Below are 10,108 nucleotides of genomic sequence, written 5' to 3' on the forward strand. Positions count from 1 at the left end.
TCCGTCGTCGGCAGCGTCAGATGTGTATAAGAGACAGATCCCGCAGTAGGAACACCGAGGTGCTCGTAGTCGCACCCGACACGCCGTCGCGAACTGCAACAACGAGCACTTCGGCGAGTGGGGTGGAGGCGCGACAGGCGTGCGGGGTGGAGGCGCGACGGGCAGCCGGGGCGGAGGCGCGTCAGGCGTCCGGCGACGCCGGCTCGCGCGACAGGGACTGGACGTAGGTATACGTCGCGGAAGCCGGCCAGCCGTCCGCGTCCAGCAGCGCGTACACGTCGAAGTTCAGCGACCCTCCGCCCCCGGCCGCGCGCCGCAGCGTCCGCGGCGGTGCGTCGGAGGCCGACCGCACAGTCACCGTCTGCGGCTCCACCCCGGAGCGCAGAAGGCGGGCGCGGAAGGTGGTGGTCCGGGTCATCCCACCACTTTCCCACGCCCGCCTGTCACGACACAGCGGGGACGGCGTCCCTAGGCTTGGCCGTGCGACGCTCGGGAGCGCCGCGACAGCGAGTCGATGATCACCGCCAGCAGCAGCACGGCTCCGGTGATCATGAACCGGTAGGACGAGTCCAGATTCATGAGCGTCAGGCCGTTCGAGATCGACTGGATGACCAGGATGCCGAGCAGCGCCGACCAGGCCGATCCACGTCCGCCGAAGAGGCTCGTCCCGCCGATGACGGCGGCGGCGATCGCGTTCAGGTTGGTGTCCGTTCCGCCCGAGGACGCGCTGACGGATGCGAGTCGCGCCGCGGCCAGCAGCCCGCCGACCGCCGCGAACGTCGAGGTGAGGATGAAGACGCTGATGAACACCCGGTTCACCTTGATGCCGGCGCGTCGTGCCGCCTCCACCGAACCGCCCACCGCGAAGACCGACCGGCCCCAGCGGGTGCGGGTGAGGAAGAAGTTCATCACGACGACGAGGATCACGAACAGCAGGAACATGGCCCCGGTGCCGCGGTCGGTGGACAGGTACCAGACGCTGATGCAGAGTCCGACGAGCAGCAGCCCGGCCCGGATCGCGACCACGGCCAGCGAGCCCTCGGACAGCCCGGCCTTCCGGCGCCGGACGTTCCGCCGCCAGTCGGAGAGGAACATCCCGCCGGCTGCGATGATCGCGAGCGCGTAGGCCGCCCACGGCGGGAGGAACGTCTGCTGCGCGAACTTCACGATCCACGAGTCGTACGGGATGTTGATCGAACTGTTCGGCCCGAGGATCCACAGCTGGAGTCCGAGGAAACCGAGCAGACCGGCCAGCGTGATCACGAAGCTCGGGACGCCGAACCGAGTGAACAGGAACCCGTACAGCAGGCCGATCGCCGAGCCGGCCAGGATCGCGACGATCACCGTCAGCCAGAGCGGCCAGTGCAGCTGGGTGAAGCCGACGCCCAGGACGGCCGCCGCCACACCGCTCACCGAGCCGACCGACAGGTCGATCTGCCCGAGCAGCAGCACGAGGACGATGCCGATCGAGATGGTCCCGATCGCGGCGCACTGCAAGGTCAGGTTGACCAGGTTGTTCGCGCTGAGGAAGTTCGGGTTGAGGATCTGGAACACGACCCAGATCACGACGAGGCCGATGACGACCGGCAGCGACCCGAGGTCGCCTCCGCGCACGCGGCGCCCGAAGGCGCGTGCGGCGCCGCCGAGACCTTCGGTGCGGATCAGCCGCTCGTCCTGGAGGTCGGCCGCAAGCTCGGCCGGGCTCTCCGGAGCAGTGGATTGGGCTGCCTTGCTCATGCTTCCGGGCTCCGTTCGGTGGATTCTTCGGCCTCCATGAGCCGCTCGGCGCGTCGGACGACGACGTTGTCCGTGGCTCCGGTGATGGCCGAGATGATGTCCTCGTAGCTGACCTCCGGTACGCGGAAGTCGCCGTTGTTGCGCCCGAGCCGCAGCACGGCGACCCGGTCGGCGACCGCCTGGACATCGGCCATGTTGTGGCTGATCAGGATGACGCCGAGCCCGCGCTCGCGGAGGCGCTCGATCAGGTTGAGCACCTCGGCGGTCTGCGCGACGCCCAGCGCCGCCGTGGGCTCGTCGAGGATGACGACGCGGGGGTCGCCGATGAGGGATCGTGCGATGGCGACGGTCTGCCGCTGGCCGCCGGAGAGGGACGCGACGGCGATGCGGACCGACGGGATGCGCGCCGAGAGCTGGCGGAGCAGGCTCCACGACCGCTTCTCCATCTCCTCCTCGTCGAGCGTGCCCCGGCTGATCTCGCGGCCGAGGAAGAGGTTGGAGACGACGTCGAGGTTGTCGCAGAGCGCGAGGTCCTGGAAGACGGTCGCGATGCCGAGCTGCCGCGATGCGGACGGCGTCGGGATGCCGACGACCTGGCCGTCGAACTCGATCGTCCCCGAGTCCTGCGGGTGCACGCCGGCGAGGATCTTGACGAGGGTCGACTTCCCGGCCCCGTTGTCGCCGACGAGGGCGACGACCTCGCCCGGGTAGACCTCGAGGTGGATGTCGGTGAGCGCTTGGACGGCGCCGAAGCCTTTCGATACCCCCCGGAGGGAGAGGACGGGCTGGCGGGTGGACCGCTCCCCGTCCACGATGGCGGATTCCATGGTCACGGCGTTCTCCTTCGAGCTGTGCGCAGCATGTTTCCTGTTCTCAGGGTAGAGCGGAACGGGTGAAACGGAACCTCCCGGCCCTGGATGCGCTCCCCTTTCGGGTAGGAGGGCGCAGCCCGGGCCGGGAGTCCGTCAGTGATTACTTGACGCCGTACTTGTCGCACGCCGCCTTGTACGCGGCCGTGCAGATCTTCGAAACGGAGTCGGAGCCGTAGAACTGGTCCTTCACGACCGTGCTCTCGATTTTGTCCGCCGTGACGGCCACCGGGGTGAGCAGGAAGGACTGGATCTCGGCGCCGCCGGCCGTCTTCACCGTGGTGTCGCCCTTCGGCTTGTTGCCCTTGGTGAGGTCGATGGCGAGCTCGGCGGCCTTCTCGGCCTCCGGCTTGATCGCCTTGTAGACGGTCATGTACTGGTCGCCGGAGAGGATGCGCTGGATGCCCGCCAGCTCAGCGTCCTGACCCGTCACCGGGGGGAACGGGTTGAGGTTGGCCGCCTTCATGGCCGCGATCGCACCGCCGCCGGTTCCGTCGTTGGCCGCGTAGACGCCCTTGATCTGGTCCTTGAACTGCGAGACCTGACCGGACACCCAGTCCTGGGCCTTCGCCGGGTCCCATCCTGGTGTGTCGAACTCGGCCAGCACCTTGAAGCCGCTGGAGTCGATGACGCTGTGCGCGCCCTTCTTGAACAGGGTGGCGTTGTTGTCCGTCGGCGAGCCGTTGACCATGAGGATGCCGCTGCCGGAGGCCACGCCGTCCTTCTTGAGCTTGTCGACGAGGGCCTGCGCCTGGAGCTGGCCCACCTTCTCGTTGTCGAACGAGATGTAGTAGTTGCTGTCCGGGCTGTTGATCAGTCGGTCGTACGAGATGACCGGCACGTTCTTCGCCTTGGCCTCTCCGACGATCGAAGCGGCCGCCTCCCCGTCGAACGGGTCGAGGACGAGCACCTTGACGCCCTGGGTCAGCATCGACTCCGCCTGCTGCTGCTGCTTGCTGGCGTCGCCGTCGGCGTTCGCGTAGAGGACCTTGCAGCCGGAGCAGAGCTCCTTGACCTTGGCCTCGAAGAAGGGCTTGTCGGCCGCCTCGTACCGCGCGGTGACCGAGTCGGGCAGGAGGAGACCGATCTGGGCGGTCGAGGCGCCTGACGTGCTCCCTCCCGAGCTGTTTCCGGAACCGTTGGAACACGCTGTGAGGGTGACGGCTGTGAGCAGGATCGCAGCGGACGCGATGACCGCTCTCTTGGTGGCGATCTTCATTGAAAAACCTCCGATTCGGAACCGCCTTCGTTGGCGGCTTCGTTGAGTGTGCCAGTCGGTGGATTTGGCGTCAAGACTTGAAGCCAACGGATTCGATAACGGTTGGGGACGTCTTCGGGGGACACGGCCGCCGTCGACGCAGGGCACGCGTCAGTACGAGAGGCTGTTCGAGTCGAGCGATACGCAGTCGACGGCGTAGGCCACGGCGCCGAGCGCGGCGGCGCGCATCCCGAGCTGACCCTGGACGATGTCGGGCATCAGGTCGGGGTTGACGATGATCGAGCGCTCCACCGCGTGCCGCATCGGACCGAGCAGGAGCTCGCCCGCGCGGGCCAGTTCTCCCCCGACGATGACGCGCTCCGGGTCGATCAGGTTGCACAGGTTGGCCGTCGCGACGCCGATGTGCCGGCCCGCGTCCGCGATGGCCCGGATGCAGCGCGCATCCCCTGCCATCGCCTGCAGGACGAGGTCGCCGAGCTTGAGCGTGCCGAGGTGGTCGCGCAGTTCCTCGAGGATGGCCGGACCCCCGGCGATCGCCTCCAGGCAGCCGCGGTTGCCGCAACGGCAGAGCGGTCCGTTCTCGCGGATCGTCGTGTGGCCGAACTCGCCGGCGATGCCCCGGTTCCCGCGGAAGACCTGGCCGTTCAGCAGCAGCCCCGCGCCGATCCCGTCGCCGATCTCCAAGGTGACCGTGTTGCGTTTGCCCCGGCCGGCGCCGAAGCGCGACTCGCTCAGGGCGGAGAGATTGGCGGCGTTGTCCACGAACACCGGCCGCTTGATCCGCCGTTCCATCGACTCGGCGATCACCACGCCGTCCCAGCCGCGCATGATGCCGCTGCGGGCGGTCGTCCCGGTGGCGCGGTCGATCGGGGCGGGCACGGCGATGCCGACCGCGAGGAGGTCGTCGCGGGACGCATCCACCGACTCCAGCATGTCGTTCAGGAGCAGTGCGACCTTGTCGAGTTCGTTGTCCGCGCGATGGTCCCGCGCCAGCGGCATGTGGTTCTCGGCCACGACCGTGTGGGCGACATCGGCGAGCGCGACGCGCAGATGACGCGTCGAGAAGTGCACGCCGACGACCAGTCCGAGCGCGTGTGCGAGGGTGACGTGCTGGGCCCGGCGGCCGGAGCGGATGCTCTGCGTCGTGTGCAGGAGCCCGGATGTCGAGAGCTCCTTGACGATGTTCGACACGGTGGCCGGGGAGAGGCCGGTCGCGCCCGCCAGCTCGACCTGGGTGAGGCCGCCGTGCTTCTTGATGGCGTCGACGATGCGGGCTCGGTTGGCTTCACGAAGTGAAGTCTGCGAACCCGGAGTTCGTCGCTGCGTTGCCACGACGAGAAGGATACATGCCCGGGATCGGTCGCTCGTCTTTTGTGAAAGTAATCGCTTTGTGAGGTTTCCTGCGCCCATCCGGAGGGGTGCAGTTGGCAGGATAGAGCCATGTCCGACCTGCACGTTCACCCCGACCGCCTGGAGATCCACCTCACGCGGGCCGAGAAGGTGCTGGCCATGAAGCGTGAGGACCTGGTGGTGCCGCGCGACAGCATCCGCTCGGTCGCCATCACGGAGGATCCGTGGATCTGGATCCGAGGCATCCGCGCCCCCGGAGCCGCCGTGCCGCTGACGCTGTCGATCGGCACGTGGAAGTTCCACGGCGGCAAGGACTTCCTCCTGATTAAAGGCAAGCAGCGAGCCGCTGTCGTGATCGACCTCGAGGGCGAGGAGTACTCGCGCATCATCGTCTCGACCCCGCACGCCGCACGCCTGGTGGAGGCGCTGCGCGTCGACGGGAGCGAGCTCACCGCCGACGGCGAAGTCATCGAGTAGTCGCGCTACTCGTTCTCGCCGATCACGAACAGGATGAGGCCGACGAGCGGCAGCGCGCCCTGCAGCAGGGCCGCGGCCCAGTATCGACGGCTGATCGTCAGCAGCACCAGCGACGCCAGGATCATGCAGACGCCGCAGAAGAAGATGAGCCCGAAGCCGACCTGGCGCAGCGTCGTCCAGTAGAGCAGCAGTCCGACCACCGACCCGCCCGCGAGGAACAGGTTGTAGAACCCCTGCGTGTACGCCATCGGGCGGACCGCGTCCGCCTGCGACTGCGAGGCCACCCCGAAGCGCCTCCACACTCCGGGCGCCGGCCAGAGCACGCTCTGCATCGCGAAGAAGCTGAGCTGCACCAGCGCCGCCGCGGCGATGAGGACGCTGCCGATGATCGCCATGCCGGGAGGATACGCTTCCAGCCATGGAGACGCTGAACACCACGTGCGTCATCGTCGGCGGCGGCCCGGCCGGGATGATGCTGGGCCTGATCCTGGCGCGCAACGGGGTCGACGTCGTTGTGCTCGAGAAGCACGCCGACTTCTTCCGGGACTTCCGGGGGGACACCATCCATCCGTCCACGATCACCGTGCTCGGTCAGCTGGGACTTCGGGAGCGGTTCCTCGGGCTTCCGCACACCAGCGTCACGAGCCTCGACGTCGTCGTGAACGGCAACCGGCTGCATCCCATCGACTTCAGCCGGCTCCCGGCACCGGACGACTTCCTCGTGCTGGCGCCGCAGTGGGACTTCCTGACCTTCCTCACCGAGGACGCGGCACGGTATCCGAAGTTCCGGCTGCTCATGCAGACGGAGGCGACCGAGCTGATCTGGGAGGGCGGCGCCGTGCGCGGCGTGCGGGCGCAGGGGCCGGAGGGCGCGCTGGAGGTCCGCGGGCGCCTGACGGTGTCGGCGGACGGCCGCGCCTCGGTGCTCCGCGACCAGGCGGGGTTGCGTCCCCGGCGGTTCGGCGTGCCGATCGACGTGCTCTGGTTCCGCATCCCGAAGCCCGAGGACCTGCCTGAGCACACGCTCGCCTACGTCGGAAGCGGCGGGATGGTCGTCAGCATCGAGCGCGAGGACTACGTTCAGCTCGGCCTCATCATCCGCAAGGGCGGCTTCGACGAGCTGCGCGAAGCCGGCCTTCCGGCCTTCCGCACGGCGGTGGTCGGCGCGGCGCCGCATCTGCGAGCGGTGCTCGAGACGATCACCGACTGGGATCAGGTCAAGCTGCTGAGCGTGCAGATCGACCGGCTGCCGCGCTGGTACCGCCGCGGATTCCTGGCGATCGGCGATGCGGCGCACGCCATGTCGCCGGCCTTCGGGGTCGGGGTGAACTACGCCATCCAGGATGCGGTGGCGACGGCGAACGCCCTCACCGCGACGTTGCGAGAGCTCGGACCGGTGGGGGCCGGGGGTGCGGGCGCTGGGGATGCGGGCGCCGCCGGTCGGGAGACGGAGCCCGGCGTAGACCTGCGGTTGCTGGACGGCATCCAGCGGCGACGGATGCCCGCGGTCGCCGGGATGCAGCGCATCCAGCTCGCCGCGCACCGGTTCATCTCGCGACCGGAGGGCGTGCGGCTGCTGCCGGAGCCGATGCCCGGGCCAGCCCGCGTGGCGATCGCTGCGGCGACGCCGGTGACGCAGATGCTCGCGTCGCGCCTGATCGGCCGGGGGCTGCGTCCGGAGACGGTGGCCCCGGAGTTCCGCTGACACGGTCCATCGCTGCCCGCGCTACCGTCGTGCGCTGCTGTCTGGCGCTGCCGCGCTGCCGTCCGGCGCTGTCCGGCTAGTGCTGCCCGGTCGCGAGCGCGATGAGCAGCAGCACCAGTCCGGCCAGCGGCAGCAGGCCCTGGATGATGGCGGGTCGCACGTACCCGCGGCCTGTGGTGACCAGGACGACCGCTGCGCCGACCATGCTTCCCGCCGCGAAGATGATGAGTGCGAGCCCCGACGCGTGCTGCCCGACGCCGTAGAGGATGAGGCCGACGACCGCCCCGATGGCGAGGAACAGATTGTAGAACCCCTGGTTGTACGCCATCGGCCGCGTGGTGTCCGCCGCCTCCTGACTGGCGACGCCGAACCGCTGCCAGACCGCGGGACGCGTCCACGCGACGCTCTCCATGAAGAAGATGGCGACGTGGAGGGCGGCGGCGAGGGTGACCAGCACCGTGGCGAGGACGATCATGGCGTCAGCATATCGATCGGTCGACTCAGTTGCGGACGTCGACCACCGTGCGTCCCCGCAGCCGGCCCGCGAGGATCTCGTCCGCGGCCGGAATCGCCTCCGCCAGGGGCACGAACCGCGTCATCGCCGCGAGTGACTCCTCGTCGAGATCCGTGGCCAGGCGTCGCCACGCCGTCTCCCGCAGCGCAGCGGGCGCTTCCACGGAATTGATCCCGACGAGCGTCACCGCCCGCAGGATGAACGGCAGCACGGTCGCGGGCAGGTCCGGACCCTGCGCCAGCCCGCAGGCGGCGACCGTGCCTCCGTACCGGGTCTGCGCCAGCACGGTGGCGAGCGTCTGGCTGCCGACCGCATCCACTGCGCCAGCCCAGCGCTGGGACTGCAGCGGCCGGCCGGGCACCTCGAACTCCGACCGGTCGATCACCTCGGTCGCACCGAGGTCGGTCAGGTAGTCGCGCAGTTCATCCGCGCGACCTGTGGATGCGGTGACCGGGTACCCCAGTTTCCCGAGCAGGGCGATCGCGACCGACCCGACACCGCCGGCGGCGCCGGTGACGAGCACTCGGCTGCCGCTCTCGGCGACCTCGTGCGGATCCACGCCGTTGCGCTCCAGCGCGAGGACGGACAGCATCGCGGTGAACCCCGCCGTGCCGATCGCCGCCGCCTGCTCGGAGGTGATCGAGTCGGGGATGCGTACCAGCGCGTCGCCCCGCACGCGGGCCTTCTCGGCGAGCCCGCCGTGGTGCGTCTCACCGATCCCGTCGCCGTTCAGCACCACGCGGTCGCCGGGCCGCCAGCGCGGGTCCTCCGACTGTTCCACCGTGCCGACGATGTCGATCCCGGGAATCAGCGGAGACGTGCGCGCGACACCGGGACGCCCCGCGATGGCGAGGCCGTCCTTGTAGTTGAGGTCCGAGAACTCGACCGCGATCGTCACCTCGCCCGGCATGAGGAACGCGTCCGTCACGCGCCGGACCTCCGCGGTGTGGGCGGTGATCCTCCCGCCGTCGACCTGTTGCTCGATCACGATCGCCCGGAAGTCGCCCATGGCCTCACCCTACGCCGGGGCTCTCGGCCGCCCGCGTCCCCGGTTCGCCCTCGTGCTCGCCCTCGCGTCCGCCCTCGCGTTCAGTTCAGAAGGAGCGTGCCGTCGGGCAGTACGCCGCCCGCATAGAGGCCCTGGGCCGCATGGCGCAGCGCCGTCAGGGCGACGCGCTGCGTCCACGGGCCGTAGGAGACGCGGGCGACGCCCAGCTCCTGGAGTCGTGCGGTAGGGACGGATCCGGGTACCGCGATCACGCTGAGCGTGCGCTCGCCGAGGCCGTCCACCAGCCGCTCGATCGTGTGCTCGTCGAGCTTCCCCGGGACGAAGACGCAGGTCGCGCCCTCGGCGAGGAAGGCGCGCCCACGGCGGACGGCCTCCTCGATCTTCTGCTCGACGGTCGTCTCCTCGGCCGAGCTCCCGCCTCCGGCCGGGGCAGCGGACCGGAGGAAGACGTCGGTGCGGGCGTTCAGGGCGAAGGGGACCCCCTCCGCGTCCGCAGCCCGCACCGCCGCGCGCACCGCGGGGACGGCCTCGTCGAACGGCGCCATCGCGTCTTCGAGGTTCGCCCCGACCGCGCCGACGCCGACCGCACGCCGGATCGTTTCCCCGGCGTCGCCGTAGCCGCGTTCGAGGTCGGCGCTGACCGGCAGCTCCGTCGCCGCGACGATCCGGCCCACCATGTCGAGCATCAGGTCGAGCGGGATGTTCTCGCCGTCCTCATAGCCGAACGTCGCCGCGATGGAGTGGCTGGCCGTGGCCAGCGCCCGGGTCTCCGGGAGCTCGGCGATCACGCGCGCGCTGACGGCATCCCACACGTTCACGACCTGGAGGAGTTCCGGAGCCGCGTGGAGCCGCCGGAGTTCGCTGCCGCGTGCCTCGATACTGGTCATGCCGCGATCCTAGAGGGATCGGCGGCCGAGGGAACTGCACCTAGGGTGCGGGTGGCCGTCACTCTAGGATGGCGGCATGGCCCAGGCGGAGAAGCCGCAGGAGGTGCCGAAGACCCGTTCGGCACTGGGTCGCCCTGCCTCCCGCAGCACGGTCGTCGACTACGTCTTCTTCGTCTTCGGTGGAGTCTCCGCCATCTGGCTGGCGTGGATGGTGCTCACCGAGAGCTTCGAGTGGGGCTGGTTCCTCATCCTGTTCTTCGTGCTGTTCTGGATCGTGCTGGCATACCTGGTGCTCCCTCGCCTGCACCGCATTCTCACGGAGATCTACGTCCCGGACTATT

Annotated in this window: 12 protein-coding genes and 1 pseudogene; 4 read left to right on the top strand and 9 right to left on the bottom strand. The window is 69.5% G+C overall.

Annotation, left to right across the window (positions count from 1 at the left end):
- A partial coding sequence (locus tag ACPYOG_RS17285) for a hypothetical protein (RefSeq protein WP_481295393.1) occupies positions 1 to 227 on the top strand: 227 nt, incomplete at its 5' end.
- On the opposite strand, the gene ACPYOG_RS17290 is transcribed toward ACPYOG_RS17285, so the two are convergent.
- The 5 genes from ACPYOG_RS17290 to ACPYOG_RS17310 all read right to left on the bottom strand — a co-directional run bounded on the left by ACPYOG_RS17290 (position 182) and on the right by ACPYOG_RS17310 (position 5,157).
- The gene (locus ACPYOG_RS17290) at positions 182 to 418 is read right to left on the bottom strand and encodes a hypothetical protein (RefSeq protein WP_481295394.1); all 237 of its coding nucleotides are present in this window, start codon (positions 416 to 418) and stop codon (positions 182 to 184) included. The two genes, ACPYOG_RS17285 and ACPYOG_RS17290, sit on opposite strands and share 46 nt — an antisense overlap.
- 50 nt (positions 419 to 468) lie before the next feature.
- Positions 469 to 1,737: a sugar ABC transporter permease gene (locus ACPYOG_RS17295; RefSeq protein ID WP_481295395.1), complete on the bottom strand. Its 1,269-nt coding sequence runs from the start codon at positions 1,735 to 1,737 to the stop codon at positions 469 to 471.
- Positions 1,734 to 2,564 (bottom strand): ATP-binding cassette domain-containing protein, encoded by an 831-nt coding sequence (locus ACPYOG_RS17300; protein WP_481295403.1) that lies wholly within the window; start codon positions 2,562 to 2,564, stop codon positions 1,734 to 1,736. The genes ACPYOG_RS17295 and ACPYOG_RS17300 overlap by 4 nt, the downstream gene beginning before the upstream one ends.
- Before the next feature lie 145 nt (positions 2,565 to 2,709).
- On the bottom strand, positions 2,710 to 3,825 hold the full coding sequence (locus tag ACPYOG_RS17305) for an ABC transporter substrate-binding protein (RefSeq protein ID WP_481295396.1): 1,116 nt from the start codon (positions 3,823 to 3,825) through the stop codon (positions 2,710 to 2,712).
- 150 nt (positions 3,826 to 3,975) lie between these two features.
- Positions 3,976 to 5,157: an ROK family transcriptional regulator gene (locus ACPYOG_RS17310; protein WP_481295397.1), complete on the bottom strand. Its 1,182-nt coding sequence runs from the start codon at positions 5,155 to 5,157 to the stop codon at positions 3,976 to 3,978.
- Between the two features lie 108 nt (positions 5,158 to 5,265).
- On the opposite strand from ACPYOG_RS17310, the gene ACPYOG_RS17315 reads away from it, so the two are divergent.
- Positions 5,266 to 5,652: a hypothetical protein gene (locus ACPYOG_RS17315; RefSeq protein WP_481295398.1), complete on the top strand. Its 387-nt coding sequence runs from the start codon at positions 5,266 to 5,268 to the stop codon at positions 5,650 to 5,652.
- A 5-nt stretch (positions 5,653 to 5,657) separates the two neighbouring features.
- Here the strand turns inward: ACPYOG_RS17315 and ACPYOG_RS17320 are convergent, their stop codons facing one another.
- Entirely contained in the window at positions 5,658 to 6,047 is a 390-nt protein-coding gene (locus tag ACPYOG_RS17320; RefSeq protein ID WP_481295399.1) for a DUF1304 domain-containing protein, read from the bottom strand.
- A gap of 23 nt (positions 6,048 to 6,070) precedes the next feature.
- On the opposite strand from ACPYOG_RS17320, the gene ACPYOG_RS17325 reads away from it, so the two are divergent.
- A complete protein-coding gene (locus ACPYOG_RS17325; RefSeq protein ID WP_481295400.1) occupies positions 6,071 to 7,357 on the top strand; it encodes an FAD-dependent oxidoreductase in 1,287 nt (428 codons plus the stop codon).
- A 76-nt stretch (positions 7,358 to 7,433) separates the two neighbouring features.
- On the opposite strand, the gene ACPYOG_RS17330 is transcribed toward ACPYOG_RS17325, so the two are convergent.
- The 3 genes from ACPYOG_RS17330 to ACPYOG_RS17340 form a co-directional block, all read right to left on the bottom strand.
- Complete coding sequence (locus ACPYOG_RS17330) at positions 7,434 to 7,832, bottom strand: DUF1304 domain-containing protein (RefSeq protein ID WP_090035376.1); 399 nt, start codon at positions 7,830 to 7,832, stop codon at positions 7,434 to 7,436.
- A 25-nt stretch (positions 7,833 to 7,857) separates the two neighbouring features.
- Positions 7,858 to 8,880 carry an MDR family oxidoreductase gene (locus ACPYOG_RS17335; protein WP_481295401.1) on the bottom strand — a complete coding sequence of 341 codons (1,023 nt, stop codon included), beginning with the start codon at positions 8,878 to 8,880 and terminating at the stop codon, positions 7,858 to 7,860.
- 80 nt (positions 8,881 to 8,960) lie between these two features.
- Positions 8,961 to 9,767 carry an isocitrate lyase/PEP mutase family protein gene (locus tag ACPYOG_RS17340; RefSeq protein ID WP_481295402.1) on the bottom strand — a complete coding sequence of 269 codons (807 nt, stop codon included), beginning with the start codon at positions 9,765 to 9,767 and terminating at the stop codon, positions 8,961 to 8,963.
- Between the two features lie 76 nt (positions 9,768 to 9,843).
- On the opposite strand from ACPYOG_RS17340, the pseudogene ACPYOG_RS17345 reads away from it, so the two are divergent.
- Positions 9,844 to 10,108, top strand: a pseudogene (locus ACPYOG_RS17345) (LssY C-terminal domain-containing protein); the annotation flags it as partial.

The sequence above is a fragment of the Leifsonia sp. HAY1-4F genome, assembly GCF_056755275.1.

Bases quoted from the DNA above. Each gene is read 5' to 3' on its own strand.
- ACPYOG_RS17290 (WP_481295394.1), bottom strand. From the start codon at position 418: ATGACCCGGACCACCACCTTCCGCGCCCGCCTTCTGCGCTCCGGGGTG.
- ACPYOG_RS17295 (WP_481295395.1), bottom strand. From the start codon at position 1,737: ATGAGCAAGGCAGCCCAATCCACTGCTCCGGAGAGCCCGGCCGAGCTT.
- ACPYOG_RS17300 (WP_481295403.1), bottom strand. From the start codon at position 2,564: ATGGAATCCGCCATCGTGGACGGGGAGCGGTCCACCCGCCAGCCCGTC.
- ACPYOG_RS17305 (WP_481295396.1), bottom strand. From the start codon at position 3,825: ATGAAGATCGCCACCAAGAGAGCGGTCATCGCGTCCGCTGCGATCCTG.
- ACPYOG_RS17315 (WP_481295398.1), top strand. From the start codon at position 5,266: ATGTCCGACCTGCACGTTCACCCCGACCGCCTGGAGATCCACCTCACG.
- ACPYOG_RS17320 (WP_481295399.1), bottom strand. From the start codon at position 6,047: ATGGCGATCATCGGCAGCGTCCTCATCGCCGCGGCGGCGCTGGTGCAG.
- ACPYOG_RS17325 (WP_481295400.1), top strand. From the start codon at position 6,071: ATGGAGACGCTGAACACCACGTGCGTCATCGTCGGCGGCGGCCCGGCC.
- ACPYOG_RS17330 (WP_090035376.1), bottom strand. From the start codon at position 7,832: ATGATCGTCCTCGCCACGGTGCTGGTCACCCTCGCCGCCGCCCTCCAC.
- ACPYOG_RS17335 (WP_481295401.1), bottom strand. From the start codon at position 8,880: ATGGGCGACTTCCGGGCGATCGTGATCGAGCAACAGGTCGACGGCGGG.
- ACPYOG_RS17340 (WP_481295402.1), bottom strand. From the start codon at position 9,767: ATGACCAGTATCGAGGCACGCGGCAGCGAACTCCGGCGGCTCCACGCG.